The 17,280-nt window shown below is 55.1% G+C and carries 17 protein-coding genes; all 17 read right to left on the bottom strand.

Annotated elements, in window-relative coordinates; all coding sequences use genetic code 11:
- The 17 genes from nuoF to AC2T28_RS13390 all read right to left on the bottom strand — a co-directional run bounded on the left by nuoF (position 1) and on the right by AC2T28_RS13390 (position 16,985).
- Positions 1 to 1,260 carry an NADH-quinone oxidoreductase subunit NuoF gene (gene nuoF / locus AC2T28_RS13310; RefSeq protein WP_486749472.1) on the bottom strand — a complete coding sequence of 420 codons (1,260 nt, stop codon included), beginning with the start codon at positions 1,258 to 1,260 and terminating at the stop codon, positions 1 to 3.
- Positions 1,257 to 1,769 (bottom strand): NADH-quinone oxidoreductase subunit NuoE family protein, encoded by a 513-nt coding sequence (locus AC2T28_RS13315; protein ID WP_486749473.1) that lies wholly within the window; start codon positions 1,767 to 1,769, stop codon positions 1,257 to 1,259. Before AC2T28_RS13315 ends, nuoF begins: the two co-directional genes overlap by 4 nt.
- Positions 1,766 to 2,983, bottom strand: coding sequence for an NADH dehydrogenase (quinone) subunit D (gene nuoD / locus AC2T28_RS13320; protein WP_486749474.1), 1,218 nt, complete (start codon positions 2,981 to 2,983; stop codon positions 1,766 to 1,768). Before nuoD ends, AC2T28_RS13315 begins: the two co-directional genes overlap by 4 nt.
- Entirely contained in the window at positions 2,980 to 3,489 is a 510-nt protein-coding gene (locus tag AC2T28_RS13325) for an NADH-quinone oxidoreductase subunit C (protein ID WP_486749475.1), read from the bottom strand. Before AC2T28_RS13325 ends, nuoD begins: the two co-directional genes overlap by 4 nt.
- A complete protein-coding gene (locus AC2T28_RS13330; RefSeq protein ID WP_486749476.1) occupies positions 3,489 to 3,986 on the bottom strand; it encodes an NADH-quinone oxidoreductase subunit B in 498 nt (165 codons plus the stop codon). Before AC2T28_RS13330 ends, AC2T28_RS13325 begins: the two co-directional genes overlap by 1 nt.
- Positions 3,974 to 4,336 carry an NADH-quinone oxidoreductase subunit A gene (locus tag AC2T28_RS13335; RefSeq protein WP_486749477.1) on the bottom strand — a complete coding sequence of 121 codons (363 nt, stop codon included), beginning with the start codon at positions 4,334 to 4,336 and terminating at the stop codon, positions 3,974 to 3,976. Before AC2T28_RS13335 ends, AC2T28_RS13330 begins: the two co-directional genes overlap by 13 nt.
- 109 nt (positions 4,337 to 4,445) lie before the next feature.
- Positions 4,446 to 5,897 (bottom strand): NADH-quinone oxidoreductase subunit N, encoded by a 1,452-nt coding sequence (locus tag AC2T28_RS13340; RefSeq protein WP_486749478.1) that lies wholly within the window; start codon positions 5,895 to 5,897, stop codon positions 4,446 to 4,448.
- Positions 5,898 to 5,907: 10 nt separating this feature from the next.
- The gene (locus AC2T28_RS13345) at positions 5,908 to 7,386 is read right to left on the bottom strand and encodes an NADH-quinone oxidoreductase subunit M (RefSeq protein WP_486749479.1); all 1,479 of its coding nucleotides are present in this window, start codon (positions 7,384 to 7,386) and stop codon (positions 5,908 to 5,910) included.
- Entirely contained in the window at positions 7,383 to 9,155 is a 1,773-nt protein-coding gene (locus tag AC2T28_RS13350; RefSeq protein ID WP_486749480.1) for a Na(+)/H(+) antiporter subunit D, read from the bottom strand. The genes AC2T28_RS13345 and AC2T28_RS13350 overlap by 4 nt, the downstream gene beginning before the upstream one ends.
- Positions 9,148 to 9,354, bottom strand: coding sequence for a hypothetical protein (locus AC2T28_RS13355; RefSeq protein ID WP_486749481.1), 207 nt, complete (start codon positions 9,352 to 9,354; stop codon positions 9,148 to 9,150). The genes AC2T28_RS13350 and AC2T28_RS13355 overlap by 8 nt, the downstream gene beginning before the upstream one ends.
- Positions 9,355 to 9,401: 47 nt before the next feature.
- On the bottom strand, positions 9,402 to 10,895 hold the full coding sequence (locus AC2T28_RS13360) for a monovalent cation/H+ antiporter subunit D family protein (RefSeq protein ID WP_486749482.1): 1,494 nt from the start codon (positions 10,893 to 10,895) through the stop codon (positions 9,402 to 9,404).
- A gap of 5 nt (positions 10,896 to 10,900) precedes the next feature.
- Complete coding sequence (nuoK, locus tag AC2T28_RS13365; protein ID WP_486749483.1) at positions 10,901 to 11,203, bottom strand: NADH-quinone oxidoreductase subunit NuoK; 303 nt, start codon at positions 11,201 to 11,203, stop codon at positions 10,901 to 10,903.
- A complete protein-coding gene (locus AC2T28_RS13370) occupies positions 11,200 to 11,751 on the bottom strand; it encodes an NADH-quinone oxidoreductase subunit J family protein (protein ID WP_486749484.1) in 552 nt (183 codons plus the stop codon). Before AC2T28_RS13370 ends, nuoK begins: the two co-directional genes overlap by 4 nt.
- A 57-nt stretch (positions 11,752 to 11,808) precedes the next feature.
- Positions 11,809 to 12,249: a CBS domain-containing protein gene (locus AC2T28_RS13375; protein WP_486749485.1), complete on the bottom strand. Its 441-nt coding sequence runs from the start codon at positions 12,247 to 12,249 to the stop codon at positions 11,809 to 11,811.
- Between the two features lie 62 nt (positions 12,250 to 12,311).
- A complete protein-coding gene (locus AC2T28_RS13380; RefSeq protein WP_486749486.1) occupies positions 12,312 to 12,890 on the bottom strand; it encodes a NuoI/complex I 23 kDa subunit family protein in 579 nt (192 codons plus the stop codon).
- 17 nt (positions 12,891 to 12,907) lie between these two features.
- Positions 12,908 to 13,894, bottom strand: a complete 987-nt coding sequence (nuoH, locus tag AC2T28_RS13385) for an NADH-quinone oxidoreductase subunit NuoH (RefSeq protein WP_486749487.1) — start codon at positions 13,892 to 13,894, stop codon at positions 12,908 to 12,910.
- Between the two features lie 145 nt (positions 13,895 to 14,039).
- The gene (locus AC2T28_RS13390) at positions 14,040 to 16,985 is read right to left on the bottom strand and encodes an ATP-binding protein (protein ID WP_486749488.1); all 2,946 of its coding nucleotides are present in this window, start codon (positions 16,983 to 16,985) and stop codon (positions 14,040 to 14,042) included.
- Between the last annotated feature and the right edge of the window lie 295 nt (positions 16,986 to 17,280).

Genomic DNA, 17,280 nt, shown 5'->3' on the forward strand with positions numbered 1-17,280 from the left:
TCAGCCCACCCTTGATTGCGGCGTGATCAGGTCGTCAAATTCATGCCGAAAGTGTTTTAGCGCTGCGCCCAGCGCCCAGGCGGCACCATCTCCCAACGCGCAGAAGCTTTTGCCAAAGATGCCACCGCAGAGCATTTCCAACTGCTCCACATCGCCCTGCCGCCCCTGCCCCGCCTCAATCCGGCGCAGGATCTTGGCGGCCCAGGTCAGCCCCTCGCGGCACGGGGTGCATTTACCGCAGCTTTCGTGATTGAAAAACTCGGTGACGCGCCGCGCAACAGCGGGGATGGAGGCGGTTTCGTCCAACCCAATCACCCCAGCAGAGCCCAACATGCTGCCCGCCTCGGCCAGCGAGGCATAGTCCATCTTGATGTCAAATTGGCTGCAGGGGAACATCGGGGCTGACACCCCGCCAGGGATCGCGGCCTTAAAGGAGCCATTGAGTGCCCCACCACCGAAGACCTCGAGCATCTCGCCCAAAGGCATCCCCATTGGCATTTCGTAAACCCCGGGCTTTTTGACATGCCCGCTGAGCCCAAACAATTTAGGACCGGGTGAGTGATCTGGCCCGATAGAGGCAAACCATTCGCCGCCAAGCCGGAACAAATGCGGCAGGCAAGCAAGGGTTTCGACGTTATTCACCACTGTCGGGCATTCATAGAGCCCGGCCACCGCTGGGAACGGGGGCTTAAGTTTGGGTTGCCCGCGCCGACCTTCGATGGATTCCAACATCGCGGTTTCCTCACCGCAGATATAGGCACCGGCACCTTTGTGGATGTGGATTTCCAGCGAATGCTCGCTGCCCATTATGTTCTGTCCCAGGTAACCCTGGGCGTGGGCCTCGTCTATCGCCTGCTGGCAATGCTCAATCGACAGCCCGTACTCCCCGCGAATGTAGAGATAGGCGGTGCGGCAGCCGATGGCATAGGCGGCGATGGCCATGCCTTCGATCAGTTGATGAGGGTCGCGCTCCATCAAGATGCGATCTTTGAAAGTGCCCGGCTCGCCCTCGTCGGCGTTACAGCACAGGTAGCGCGGCAAGGGACTATCTTTGGGTACAAAGCTCCATTTCAACCCGGTTGGAAACCCGGCCCCACCGCGACCACGCAAGTTGGCGGCTTTGACCTCTTCGATCACCTCGTCCGGGGAATACTCTTTCAGCACCCGACGCAAGCCAACATATCCGCCTGAGATTTCATAGGTTTCGACCCTATGCCCATTGGGGATGTTGATGTTCTTCAACAAAACAGGCGTATTCATGACACCTCCTCGGCTGGGTGCGCGAGCCAAGCCGTCAGAAACTCATCCAGTTTTTCTGTTGTCAGATTGCCGTGGTATTGGTCGTCGACCATCATCATTGGTGCCATTTCGCAGGCACCAAGGCATTCAACAGCCGACAGTGTCACCGCGCCGTCGCTGGTGGTTTCACCGATACGGATGTCCAACTGATCTTGGAGATGTTGCAGCAAGGCATCCGAGTTTTGCAGCATGCAGGACAGGTTTGTGCAGAACCGAACGTGGTGTCGCCCTTTGGGGGTGCGGTCGAACAGCGTATAAAAGCTCGCGACCTCGAACACCCAAATTTCGGGCACGTCCAGCAATTCAGACACCGCCTTATAAACCATCTCGTCAACGCTGCCGTATTTCTGCTGAGCCAGATCCAAGGACGGCATGATTGCACTGCGATTAGTGGGATATCGGCTGATGACCTGGTGCACCTCGTCGGCCAGATCATGTTTGATGTCACTCAGACTGCGGGCGTCGCTCATTTGTCGACCTCCCCCATCACCGGATCCAAGCTACCCAACATGGCGATCACATCCGCCAGATAACGCACATTGGTAGTGCGTTCTGTCAGCGACTGGAGGTTCACAAAGGACGGCGATCGCACCTTGAGCCGGAAGGGTTTTTCGCTACCGTCCGATATCAGATAATACCCAAGCTCGCCCTTTGGGGCCTCGATGGCGGAATAGTACTCTCCGGCGGGAACCTTGAAGCCATAGGCCGACAGCTCAAAGTGGTGGATATGGGTTTCCATCGAATGGGAGAGGAGATCCTTGTCGACCGGGAAGGCTATTTTGGGGTCATCGACCAGAATGTCGCCCTTGGGCATTTGTTCGATACATTGTCGGATCATCGACAGGCTTTCGCGCATCTCGTCCACGCGGCATTTCCAACGGTCATAGCAATCACCGTCGTGACGGGTGATGACGTTGAACTCCAGCTCACCGTAGATCTCATAAGGTTCATCGCGGCGGATGTCCCAATCAACGCCCGAGGCCCGCAGATTGGGGCCGCTTAGGCCCAGCGCAATGGCATCTTCCGCCGTGATGTTGCCGATGTTTTCCACACGGGCGAGGAAAATGCGATTATTTTCGAGCAGGGTTTCATAGTCGGAAATCCGCGCAGCGAAGATATCGCAAAACTCAAGGATCCGTTCCTCGGCCCCGTCCGGAAGGTCTTCGCGTACGCCACCAACCCGGACAAAGGAGGTGTGCATTCGAACACCGCTGATCATCTCCATCAGGTCCATCACCATTTCACGGTCGCGCATGGTGTACAGAAGTGAGGTCATCGCGCCGACATCCATAGGCAATGCGCCGGTGATCAGCAGGTGGCCGGAGATCCGCGACAGCTCGGCCATGATCACCCGGATGTACTGCGCGCGTTTTGGGGCCTCTATTTCCAGCAATCCCTCGACCGCCAGCGCATAGCCAAGATTATTGGACGGCGGGCAGAGATAATCCAAGCGATCTGTTAGCGGGAAAATCTGGGTGTAGGTGAAGCTTTCGAACAGCTTCTCGGTGCCCCGGTGCAGCAGGCCAATGTGCGGCTCAACCCGTTCGATGATCTCGCCATCCATTTGCAACAGCAGGCGCAGCACGCCGTGAGTGCTGGGGTGCTGGGGACCAAGGTTCATCAGCACTTCACGCGAAAGGCCGGTGTCCGTGGTGACCTCGTCGATGACGACGGTGTCGGTCATTGCTCACCTCCGTTTGGCCGTTCAACGCCCAACGGATTGTAGTTATCCTTGTAGCCACGCAACGGGAAGTCTCGACGCATCGGATATCCGTCATAGCCCTCCCACATGTAGATGCGGCGCAGATCCGGGTGACCATCGAACTGGATGCCGTACATGTCATAGGCTTCACGTTCGTGCCAATTGGCAGTGGTCCAAACAACTGTGACCGTGGGCGCGACCGGGGGATTACCAAGATGACATTTCAGCCGCAGCCGCCATTTATGCCGGACTGAGAACAAGTGATAGACGAGCATGAAGCGCGGGGTTTCAGGATGATGATCTACCGCGCAAATGTCGGACAGGAAATCAAAACCAAAGGCCGGATCATCCCGCAGTTCGGTGCACAGGGCGACCAAATCTTCGGGGGATACTTGCAGACAGGGCATGTCAGCGGCGGATTTATCCAGGCTGATCCGCTGACCATAGGCCTGCATTATCGGGGTGAGCATGCCATCGACTTCTGCCATCAAGAAACCTCGGCCGGTTGTTGGCGGCGCAGCACCCGCGTGCCAGTGATTTTCTCTTGCAACTGCACAAATCCATGTAACAGCGCCTCGGGGCGTGGTGGGCAGCCGGCAACGTGGATGTCTACCGGAATGATATGATCCACCCCCTGCACCACGGCATAGGTGTTATAGACCCCGCCCGAGATGGCACAGGTGCCCATGGCGATGACATATCGCGGCTCGGCCATCTGATCGTATAACCGCCGCACAATCGGGGCCATTTTGCGGGTCACCGTGCCCGCCACGATCATCACATCCGACTGGCGTGGCGATGGGCGGAACACCACGCCAAAGCGGTCCAGATCATAGCGCGCACAGCCGGCCGAGATCATCTCGATCGCGCAGCAGGCAATGCCAAAGGTTTGCGGCCAGAGCGAGGATTTTCGGCTCCAGTTGATGATACTGTCTGAGGTGGTGAAGAACACGTTGTCTTGGAAGCGGTCGGTCAGGTCACCCATTCGAGCGCCCCCTTGATCCAGGCATAGGCAAAGCCCACCAGCAGCAGCGCGATGAAAACGAACATCTCGATATAACCGAACAGGCCCATGTCCTGCAGCACCACCGCCCAGGGGAACAGGAACATGGTTTCAACGTCAAAGACCACAAACAGGATGGCAATCACAAAATACTGTACTTTGAATAGTCCAGCCGAAGCCTCGCCCACGTGATCGACCCCACATTCATAGGGTCGGTTTTTCTCGGGGTATGGATTGTTTGGTCGGATCAGCCGTGACAGCGTCAGGATGAACACCGACAGAGCCACAACAATTGCGACCATCAGGAACACAGGAAGGAAATCAATTGGCATATTACTTTCCTTGTTGTCGTTGCTCTAGTCCACCTTTGCCACGTCAACTCCAGATCTGGTGCGCCGTGACGGGCGCTTCATAGATCAAGGTAATCCAAACCCAGCATTTTCAACCAAAACCGCCCATCGTGGCCACCTTAGCTGCGCCAATGAACCAAGCAGGAAGGACGCCGGTGATCACTGTACCGATCAGCGTGATGATCAACGCCAATCCGATAGAAGGTGCGATATGGAACTCTGCAGGCGGCTCGGCCGGGGTCATGTACATCAGCATGATGATGCGAAGATAGAACCACGCCGCGATGGCACTGAACAGCACGGCGATTACCGCCAAGGGCACAAACCCCGCGTCGACCAGAGCCACCAGCACATAGAACTTGGCAATGAAGCCTCCGGTTGGCGGGATACCGGCCAGTGACAGAAGAAAGATCATCGCCATCAGGGCCACGCCGGGGTGTGACTTACCGAGACCAGCGAAGTCTTCGATCGGCTCGCCATGATCTGCGCCTTTGTTCAACAAAACAATAACCGCAAACAGACCAAGATTGGTCAGGGTGAAAATCAGCAGATAGAGCATCACGCTGGCTATGCCTTCGGCCCCACCCGCGAGCAGGCCCATCAGGATGAACCCCGCATGGGCAATCGAAGAATAGGCCAGCATGCGCTTGATGTTAGTCTGCACCAGAGCCGACAGTGTACCAATGGCAAGTGTCAGCACAGTGACCACCACGAGGCTGTCCCGCCAGATGGTGTCCAGCACCGACAGGTCCTGAACCAGCAGCCGCAGAATTACTGCGACAGACGCAACCTTGCCCACGGTGGACATAAAACCGGTGATTGGCGACGGCGCGCCCTCATAAATGTCTGGCACCCACATATGGAACGGCACCATGCCCACCTTGAATAGTAGGCCAGCAACCAAGAACAGGGTGGCCAGCGCCAGCAATGGAGAGCTGGTGTCGGTGATGTCCAGAACCTCAGCCATTGCGCTCAGCTGGGTGGTGCCGGTCAGGCCATAAAACAGCGACATGCCAAACAGCATCAAGCCGGATGAGAACGCGCCAAGGATGACGTATTTCAGCGCCGCCTCGTTTGAGCGGCCGTTGCTGGTCAGGAACCCCACCAAAACATAGATCGACAGCGCTTGCAGTTCGATCCCGATGTAAATCATCAACAGATCGGTTGACGAGACCATGATCATTGCCCCGGTCAGAGCAAACAAGATCAGCACGTAGTATTCGCCCTTGGCAGCATGTTCCGAGGTCAGGTAACCACCCGAAATCAGGATCGTCAGCGCTGTGCCCAGATACAGCAGCAGCTTGAAATAGGTTGAAAAGCTGTCGATCACAAACATGCCCGCATAGGCGGATTGGGGCTGTTGGCCCAGCGACAGGGTCATCATTGCCGCCAAAGCAATCATCAGCAGGCTAAGCCCGGCCAGCAGTGTCCCCTGCCCCGGACGTGGGACAAGAGCCAGCATCAAGGCCACACAAGCACCAAGGATGATGATGATCTCAGGCCCCGAGGCTAAGACCGATGCCATGACAACCGTCAGATCCATGCGCATCTCCTCATGGCTCTGCCTGCTGCGTATCGAGTTGCGTCATCAGGTGATCCAGCGAGGGTTGCAAGATGGTGAGGAAGGGTTTGGGGTAAAGCCCGAACCAGACCACAAACAGCAGTAGCGGCGCAGCGCAGGCCAGCTCTCGCCGCCCCAAATCCCACAACGGCGCATCATCCGGAGACCGGGTCTCACCCAGTAGCATTTGCCGATACAGGCCCAACAGATAGGCCGCGCCAATCAGCGCGCCCAGAACCCCGGTTACCCCGGCCCAGCTGTTGACAGCAAAAGCTCCGGTCAGCACCAAAAGCTCTCCGATAAAACCATTCAGACCGGGCACCGCCATTGAGGCCAGCAGGAAGGCAGCGAACAGGATGCCAAACAGCGGCACAGCCTTGATCAACCCGCCATAGGCGGCGATCTCGCGTGAATGGGTGCGCTCGTAGATCAGACCTACAAACAGGAACAAGGCTCCGGTGGTGACACCGTGGTTGAACATCTGGATCACCGCGCCGGACATGCCGTTTTGGTTCAGCGTGAACAAACCAAGTGTGATGAATCCCATGTGGCTGACACTGGAATAGGCGATCAGCTTCTTGATGTCGCTCTGGGCCAGCGCCAGGAGGCCGCCATAGACAATCGCCACGGCAGACAGGGCAATCATCATCGGCGCGAAATACTGCGAGGCATCGGGCAACATCGGCAGCGAAAAGCGCAGGAACCCGTAGGCTCCCATCTTGAGCAGCACACCGGCAAGGATAATGCTGCCCGCAGTGGGGGCCTGCACATGGGCATCTGGCAGCCAAGTGTGCACCGGCACCATCGGGATCTTGACGGCAAAGGCGACGAGGAAGGCTAGGAATACCCAGATTTGCAAGGTGAACGGATATTGCACCTCCATCAGGGCCAGAACATCAAAGGTTTGTCCGCCGCCAAAGTAAAGCAGGAGAATGCCGATCAGGAACAGCAGGCTGCCTGCCAGTGTATAAAGAAAGAACTTGAATGCGGCATAGACACGGTTGGCCCCACCCCAAATGCCGATGATCAGATACATCGGCACCAGCATTGCCTCCCACAACACATAGAACAGGATCATATCAAGTGCGCAGAACACGCCGATCATCAGCCCCTGCATCGTCAACAGGCAGGTCATGAACTCTTTAACCCGCACGGTGATTGCCCGCCACGAAGCCAAAACACAGATCCAACCCAGCATGCTGGTGAGAAGGATAAACCATACACTGATGCCATCAATGCCCAGCTTGTAGCCCATGCCCAGCGCAGGCACCCAATCGTGGCTTTCGACAAACTGCATTTCGGGCGTGGTGGTGTCGAACTTGTACAGGATCCACAGCGCGATCAGAAAGTCGGCCAACAGCGCCTCAAGCGCGAACCAACGAACGGTTTTCAGCCCATGCATAAATGGGATCAGCGCCGCACAGATAAGCGGTAGCAGGATCAATATGCTGAGAACCGGAATGTCTGTCATGGTAAGACCATGCTTGTTACCAACGGCACGCAAAGGATCACGATCAGCCCCAAGATCATCGCAAAGGCATAATGCGACACAATCCCGGTTTGCAGCTGTCGCATCAGCAATCCACTGCGCCGCGCAACCTTGGCCACTCCATTCACTGCGGCGTCCACCAAATGCTCATCCAGCCACATGCTGAACCGCGACAGGTGGTGCAGTAGTCGCAACCCTACACCATCCCCCAGGCCGGTCACCCAATGTTCCCACCACTGCAACGGGTGACGGGCCACCCACATGAAACCACGCGCCCCACGGCGGTAGAACCAATCAGTATCCAGGCTGATGGTCTTTTCCGGATCAAGATATTTCAGGAACAAGACAAAGGCCAACAGGGTGAACATCAACAGGCTTAGGCTCTCGGTCACATGGGCGCCGCTGTAGGGGTGGTAATCCACTTGGTACGGCATCAGCGCATAGAGCGCCTCGGGGAAAACGCCGATGCCAATGCAGAACAGCGCCGCTATCCCCATGGCCAGCCGCATGTTCAGCGGCGGTTCGGGTGGGCGCATTCCACAGTCTTTGCCAAAGAACATGTAATACGGCAGCTTGAGCCCGGTGTGCAGGAATGTTCCGGATGAGGCCACGGTCAGCAGCAGCGCCACAGCGGCGCGGTGATCCCCTGCGGCGGCTGAAACGATCATGCTTTTGCTGACAAAGCCACTAAACAAAGGAAAGGCCGAGATCGCCAGTGCGCCAACCATGTATAGCACCACCGTCATTGGCATGGTGCGATACAGCCCGCCCAACTCGGTCAGTTTGCGCCGTCCGGTCATCAAGATCACCGACCCCGCCCCCATGAACAGTAATCCCTTGTACAGGATATGGGCAAAGGCGTGCGAGGCCGCACCGTTCAGCGCCAATTCGGTGCCAATGCCCACAGCGGCCACCATGTAACCAACTTGGCTGATGATGTGATAGGCCAACAGGCGGCGGCAGTCGTTTTCCAGCACCGCAAAAACCACGCCATACAGTGCCATCGCCACGCCAAGGCCCACCAGAACCTCGGTTCCGGGGTAATTTCGGATCAGCACATAGACGGCAGTTTTGGTGGTAAAGGCGCTGAGGAACACCGCCCCTGTCACCGTGGCTTCGGGATAGGCATCGGTCAACCAGGCGCTAAGCGGCGGTACAGCCGCGTTGATCAGGAAGGCAATCAGGATCAGGTAGTAGGCGACACCACCCTGCCCATGATCCAAGGGGCCAACCAGATAGGACCCGGTTTGCGTTCCATGAAGGACGATGCCACCGAACAACAGCACGCCCCCTGCAACATGCACCATCAAATAGCGGAACCCAGCCCCAACAGCCCTCGCGTTGGCCGAGGCAAAGATCAAATAGGCCGATGCAAAGGCCATGACCTCCCACCCGACCAGCAGGGTGAGCCAATCGCCGGCAAAGACCACTCCGAAAGCACTACCTATGTAGAGAAAGGCGGCAACCCGCTGGGCGGTATCAGTGATATGCCAAGCGTAGATGTTGCCGATCACCGCCATGATCGCAAAGACCCAGCCAAAGACCAGCGACAACCTGTCCGCCTGGAACAGCACAAGATCCACTCCGATAAAGCGGATATGGCCTGTGCTCCCTTCTGCCATCTGCACCACTGCCGCCAGCGCAAGGAGCGGAACCAGAACCGAGGTGAGTTTCTGCGCCGTGTTTTGCACAAACGGCAGCACAGCCGCACCAAGCAGCATGATCAAGGCGGGATGCGACCACTCAGTCATAGTAGTCCTCGTTGCGCATAATACCGCCACTGTGGCCGATGAATTTGCTGACAAAGATGATGGCAACGCAGCTGGCAAAGCCAAAGACCGCGCTCCACCCAGGAATGGTTTCCCAGAAATATTCAGTATGGTGGCGTGGCACCAACAGGTCTGCGACCACAATAACAACCAATATTCCAATCAGTACACGCCAGCGCATTTTCTTGTAATGATTATCGCCAAAGAATCTTACCAAACGTGTCACTATCACAGCCCTGCCCCCCGCATCACGATCTGCGCCAAGTCAACAAAATATCCGGGATTTAATCCCAATATCAGCGACATAACTGCCGTGATCATCAATGGCGCCACCACCATAGGTATCTCGCGTACCTCGTGCAGTGCGACCAAGGACAGGTCGACCTGCGGCTTGGGTTTTTCAAAAAACGCGGTGTAGGTGACGGGTAGAAAATAGGCGGCATTCAGGATGGCGCTGACCAGCAGCACGATCAGGAACACCATTTCATTCGCCTCGATCGAGCCAAGGACCAGGTACCATTTGCTGATGAAACCGCCCGATGGTGGGATGCCGATCATGCCAAGAGAGCCAATGAAAAACGCCGCCATGGTCCAGGGCAGTTTCTGCCCTATGCCTGCCAAATCGCTGATATTGCGCCGGTGAGAGGCGCAGTAGATCGACCCTGCGCAGAAAAACAACGTGATTTTGGAGAAGGCATGGGCCACGATATGGGTGATGCCGCCAACTGCCGCCATCGGGGTGAGCAGCACTGCACCAAGAATGATATACGACAGCTGGCTGACCGTTGAATAGGCCAATCGGGCCTTGAGATCATCGCGGGTCAGCGCATAGATCGAGGCCATGACGATGGTGAACGACGCCAAATAGGCAGTGGCTAAACCCAGCCCCAATGTGCCCATCAGGTCCACGCCCATGACGTGGAAGACCACCCTTAGCACGCAGAACACGCCCATTTTGACCACGGCCACGGCGTGCAGCAAAGCACTGACTGGCGTTGGGGCCACCATTGCCGCAGGAAGCCAGGCGTGAAACGGCATAATCGCTGCCTTGGCAAAGCCGAACAGGTAGCAAAAGTAGACGATGCAGAGTAGCACGGCAGAAGCATCGACGCCTCCCAGCAAACCCAGCGGCATGAAATCCAGCGAGCCCGCCAAATGATAGGTCAAGGCCAGCGCCGCCAGCAGTAGCGACTTTGATGCCCCAACCAGATAAACAACATAGCGACGGCTGCCCGCCCAGCTGCTGTCGTCTTCTTTGTGGTAAACCAGTGGATAGGTGATCAGGCTCAGCGCCTCGTAGAAAATCACCAGAGTGAACAGATTGGCGGCAAAGGCCCCACCAACTGCGGCAGACAGTGATACCGCAAAGGACGCAAAGAAACGGGTTTGCGCGTGCTCGTTCTGGCTGCGCATGTAGCCGATGGAATAGATCGCGGCAAAAATCCACAACAGGCTGGAGACCAAAGCAAAGACCATGCCCAGCGCATCCACGCGGAACGCAAATTCGATCCCCGGCAGGACCTCGAACAGGGCTAGATCATGGGTGCCACCGGCCAGCACCATCGGCACCAAAGAGACAACGATGAGGAATTTCAACACGGCTGCGACAACAGATGTGGCATCTCGCATGTCGGCTCGATTGCGCAAACACAAGATCACGACTGCAGCCGTCAGGCTGACGGCGATGGCAAGTAAAGGTCTGATAGACAGCAGAAATTCCAAAGAGTTCAGCCTTTCAGTATTGTCAATTCATCCACTTCCAACGTGTGTTTGTTGCGCAAAAGCGCAACGAGAATTCCAAGCGCCACCGCAACCTCGGCTGCGGTGATCGCAATGACAAAAATAGCGAAGATCTGGCCGCGCAGGTCCTGCAACACATGCCCAAAGGCCAGCAGGTTGAGGGTGACGCTGTTGAGCATGAGTTCGAGTGACATCAGCACGATCAACACGTTGCGGCGCAACAGAACGCCCGCCGCGCCGATGATAAACAGCGTTGCGGCAAGCATCAGATACCAAGCAGTGGGGATCATCGCGGAACCTCTTCCTGGTTCTCTTGCTTTGGGGCCACTGCGACCGCGCCACCAGGGCGGGCTAAGATAACAGCGCCAACAAGGGCAACCAACAGGATGACCGAGGCGACCTCAAACGGGAGCAGGAAATCCTGGAACAGCAACAGGCTAAGTTCTTCGACTGAGGGCTGCGTTGTTATTTTCTGACCGGGCCCCATCACCGCGTGCAGTCGGGTGCTTTGGATCAAAAGCATGATCAGTTCCGCCGAAAGGACCACTAGAACCACAAGACCCGGTACTTTAGCGCTGTTCAGATATCTGGTCTGGGCCTCTTTGCGCACATCCAGCATCATGATGACGAACAAAAACAGCACCATGACAGCGCCAATATAAACAAAAATCTGGATGACCGCCAGAAACGGTGCGCCAAGCAAAATATAGAGCGCTGCGATCTGAACCAAACAGGCAACCAGCGCCAATGCGCTGTGAACAGGGTTTCGGGCAACGACAACCAGCACGCCTGATGCAACGGCAACAACCGCTAACAGCAGAAAAAACTCGCGCTCCATCCTCGTACTCCTGTGTTGCCCTTTGTCCAAAATGCAAGGTGGCTCAGTCGCCTGTTGTCACAGGCTGTAACCCGTACCATCGATGTATTTCAGCAGCTCTTCCTCTTCGCGCATGATCTCATCCAACCGGTGTTTGACCACATCGCCGATGCTGATCACGCCCTGTAACCCTTCATCATTGTAGACCAGCATGTGCCGGTTTCGGGTTTCCGTCATCAGCGCCATAATGCGGATCAGGTTGTCATCCGGGGCACAGGTTGCGACCGCGGTCATGACATCGCGGACAGGACGCTGTCGCCCCTCGCCTTCGGCGTTAGCAAGTGATTTGCAGATATCCCGTTCAGAAATACCGCCCATTGGCTTACCTGCCGGATCCATCACAACCGCAAAACCAATTTTCTTGGTATTAAATAACTGAAGCGCAGTCAGGACACTGTCGTCTGGAGCAACGGAATAGGTTTCTGACCCTTTGTGCTGCAATACTGTGCTGACATACATTCGATCACCCTTTCTATCACATTTGATGGTGCAACGTTTCGGGCATTGCTCCCTCGGTATCGTTATTTGCCCCTGCGTATCCGTGACCACCAGTCCAAGCTTTTGGATGGTTTATCGGTTCGTAATTCTGATCTGAGGTCCCCTGATCGGTTCAGCTTTGCAGGACGAACTGTACCGCCGTCAGCGGCCTTGCCCGGGGCAGCAATCAGATCGTCGAGATGCACCAACAGCTTGGCCCGGTCGTTTGTTGCAACTTCATATTCTTGTCCAAGTTTGATCGCATCTGCGGGGCAAGCATCCTCGCACAGCCCGCAGTACAGGCACCTTGCCAGATTGATGTCGAACACCATGGGACGCCGATCGCCTTTGTCGTTTTCAAACGGGATGACGGTAATGCAATCACAGGGGCAGATCTTTGAGCACAGCTCACAGGCTACACAGTTCACCTCGCCCTGCTCATTGGTGTTCATAAAATGATGCCCGCGGTGGCGTTGATAAGGCACCCATTTTTCATAGTCAGGATATCGATGCGTCACGGTTCTAGAGAACATATACCCCAAGGTCAGACGCAGTCCGGCAAGCAGATCAGCAAAGAAAACCCGCCCAATCCAACCGCGTTGTTTTAACCCCGTTCGTGCCATCAATCGGGCCCCATCACTCACAACATCAAAAAGCCGCTTACTAGAATATTCAGCAGTGAAAACGGCAACAGTACCTTCCAGCCGATTGTCATCAGCTGATCATAACGGTAGCGCGGAAACGTGAAACGCAACCACATAAACACCCAGACAAAGAAACCAACCTTTAAAAACAGCCAGATAACAGGTGGGATAAAGGCTGGGTTGCCAAGCCATCCCCCAAAGAAAAGCAGCACGTTCAGGAAGGAGAGAAAGACCACCACCAGGTATTCGGCCAGCATGAAAAGCGAGAAGCGAATGCCGCTGTATTCGGTGTGATACCCCGCCCCCAGATCACCTTCGGCTTCGGGAAGGTCAAAGGGAATGCGCTGTGCCTCGGCCATGCCGGCAACAAAGAAAACAAAAAAACCAATCGGCTGGACAACAATATTCCAAAGCCCCTGTTGCGAGGCGACGATCTGACTGAGCTGCATGGAGTTGGCCAGCATCACCACGCCAATAACCGAAAAGCCCATTGGTATTTCATAGGAAATCATTTGGGCGATTGATCGTAGGCTTCCCAGAACAGCGTATTTACTGTTCGATGCCCAGCCGGCCAAGATGGTGCCAAACACACCAATCCCCGACACCGCAAGTATGAAAAGCAACCCAACATTCAGGTCCGAAATGGACAGTGTGACCTCATGTCCGAACATCTGAATGGGCTCTCCAAACGGGATGGCCACAAACACCAGAAATGGCGGCACCAGGGCAACAACAGGCGCGATAGAAAAAAGCAACCTGTCGGCCTGGGCCGGGATGTGATCCTCTTTGGTCAGGAGTTTAACGGCATCAGCCAGGGGCTGTAGCAGACCATGCCAGCCAACCCGCATGGGACCGGGGCGTTGTTGAATATGGGCCGCAATTTTTCGCTCTAGCCAAGTCAGTGGGAGCGGCAACAACAGCAATACGCCAACCACTACTGCCATTTTGATCAACAGCGGCAATAGCGACCACAGAAAATCCATGCTGCCAAACCTCCACCTCAGTGACAACAGATGACCGCCGGTGTCTCGTGATGATCACGACCCGACAGCACCTGCACAATCAGATGGGGCAAAACAAATAAATTTCCAAAATCGCAATTTAGCAGCGTTGGCGGAACCGCGAATGTTACGCCGTTTTTTGCGTGTTTTGACGCTCAGCCTGTAGCGCGGCTAATGTTTGGAGCAACAGCGCCTTTTTGATCGGCTTTGACAGAAAGCAATCCATGCCGGCTGCAAGACATGCTTCGCGATCACTTTCAAAGGCGTTGGCCGTGAGTGCCACAATTGTCGGCTGCTCGATATCCAGCGCCCGGATCTCACGTGTCGCAGAAATACCATCCAGCTCGGGCATCGACATATCCATCAAGATGATATCTGGCAGATGTTCCTGACACATCTCAACAGCTTCTCGGCCATTGACCGATTCGATCAATTTCAGCGGCTGATCCGCCAAATATTTATGTACCAGCAATCGGTTAACCCGGTTATCTTCGGCAAGCAGAACCAGACTATCGGCCAGAACTGCCACAGGTGTCTCTGGCTGTGGCTCTGCCTCGACAACCTCACCCTGTGATGGCGACAACTGCACAACAAGACTAAAGCAACAGCCCTTCCCTAGTTCCGAACGCAAAGTGATCGTTCCGCCCATCCGCTCGGCCAGAACATTCGAAATGGTCAACCCCAACCCGGTACCACCATAGGCGCGTGTCGTTGCACTATCGGCCTGCGAAAAGCGGTTAAAGATGTGCTTGGCTTGCTCGGGCGAGATCCCGATCCCAGTATCTTCGATATCAACCAAAAGCCGATAGGGATCATCCTCTGTCGTCGAGACATTTACTGTCACTGCCCCCTCAGAGGTGAATTTCACCGCGTTGCCAACAAGGTTTACCAGGATCTGGCGCAAGCGCCCATCGTCACCGTGAACCGCGTAAGTCATGCCCTTGGCATATTTGACTGTTAGTTCAATTCCTTTGTCTTTGGCCTTGGGTCGCAGCAAGTCCATTGAGCTTTCAATGCAGTGACACAGGTCAAAATCTGCGGGTGAAATTTCAAGTTTGCCCGCCTCAAGTCGTGACAGGTCGAGTATATCGTTGATGATCTTCAGCAAAGCCAACGAGGATTCCTGTATCGTATCCGCATACTTCTGCTCGTCGGGTGCGAGACCAGCCTCGGTCAACAAACCCGCCATTCCGATAATTCCATTCATCGGAGTGCGAATTTCATGGCTCATATTTGCAAGGAAATCCGATTTTGCTCTGTCAGCCTGCTCGGCGGCAAATTTGGCCTCAGCCAGCTCAAGTTCGCGCGTCTTGACGCTGGTAATGTCGCGCTCGATGCCTATGACAAGATCAACTTCGCCTTCGTCGTTCAGAACTGGCACCACATTAACATCAAGCCAAAGCGCTTCGCCTGCTTTGGTGTAGTTTTGAATTTCCGTATAAAAAATCTCACCCCGTTTTACATGATCCTGAATCCGGCTTACGACCTCGAGGTCAGTTTTGGGGCCGTTAAACATATCGCCGGGTGTGGCGCCAATTGCTTCTTCGTAAGAGTAGCCTGATACCCGCGTAAAGGCATCGTTGACCCAAACCACACGGTTATTTGCATCCGTCAATACGATGCTGTCAGAGGCATGTTTCGCTACAAGAGAAAGCCTATGCAACTCGGCTTGGTTTTCTTGCAGCTTTGCGTGGGTTTTTTCCAAGGCTGCTTGGCCAGCATTCAATTCAACATTGCGTTGTTGCAGGGTACGGTTGGCTTTCATCAACTCTTCGCGCAGGTGTACATCCTGCGATACATCCCAGTTCACCCCAACCATGCGGGTCCGACCGGTGGCATCAACAAACGCTCTGCCCAGCGCACGGATGTGTTGCTCCCGGCCATTTGGCAGGACTATTCGGAAATCTGACGCATATTGCCCGGAATTTGCCAAAGCGTCCTCAAAGATCTGAACTGCGCGGTCATGATCATCGGGGTGCAAGCGCTGCAACCAGTTTTCCAAGTCAATTTCTTGGTCCTTAGCAAGATAGCCATAAAGACTTCGCATCCGCTGATCCCAGATGAGCACACCCCGATCCGGATCGAATTCCCAAATGCCAATTTTGGAGGTTTCGACTGCAACGCCCAGCCTTCGCGAAAGCGTTTCAAGCTGGCGTTCACGCCGTTTGAGGGTCATGATCACCGCACGCCTTGCTGCCGAAAGGCGACCAACCAGTAAAGTTGGGAAAAGTATGAGCGCGCCTGCTGTCAGCAATGTCAGCCGCATCGCCCACAAATTGGATGGCTTTGCAGGCCAGCCATCAATTGGCCGCGCAGCGAGTTGCCATGTCCCGACAGGAAGAGAGATATCCAACAGAACGGGATTGTCATCCACAACTGCGGCGTCTCCAAAAAACAGCGCACCATCTGCCCCCATGCCATCTTGGCCCGTCAGGGCGACTTCGATATCGGCATTAGGATCGGTTACACCAGCTTCAGCATAAAGGGTATCAACATCAATTACGGTCGACAGAATGCCATAAAAGCGACGGTCAGGGCCTGAACCCAAAAAAACTGGATGCCGACTGATAAACCCGCGCCCCCCTTGGACCAAGTTTACTGGACCTGCCAGAACCATTTCACCACTGTCACGAACACGATAGGCGGCGTCACGCTGTGCTTGGTTTTTGTTATAGTCTAACCCCATCACGGCTTCGTTGCCTTCGATAGGATAAACCAATGACACCACAAGATCAGGTGCTGCAGCGACCAAGCGTACTTCTTTGTGGTCGCCGATCACTTCGTGGGCAAGTTGGTTAAAGCGTTCTTGTGTCATATCCGGCTCGGTTGCCAACACAGCAACCAAGCCGCGGACCAGTTGAATATTGGCGCTAAGATGACCTTCTAAACGGGACCCCAGCAAGCCCGCCTGATGCTGAACATCCGCCCTAACTGACTGATTGTGAATTGTTGCATTCTGTTTTTCAGCAAAGATAGTGGCGACCAAAACAACGACAAAGGTCACCAACGCGGGCAAATAAGTCCGGTTCGTCAGCGCTGCTAGCCATGTTCTGGGATTTACACTAATGGCCATAAACCACCTTTGAGAAATGTCGAATCAGTTTCAGAGCGTCTGGCCACCCTAACTACAAGGTATGCAAAACGTCTTAATAATAGTTGACCCACCGGAAAGCAGTTTTGCCGCAAAGGACAACCGATGAAATTATGGAGGGGTTTCCCCGTAGCCGGCAATAGGTTTCACCACTGTTTCCTTGTCTGACCCCCCCTCACCCAGAGCAGGCCTATGAGACGCCAACCTTGGGTTCTATGCAGATTTCTAGCCAGTCGTTCACCATGATACCGGGCATCGGTTAGAGAATTCTCTTTTC

Source organism: Parasedimentitalea nitratireducens (assembly GCF_057444295.1).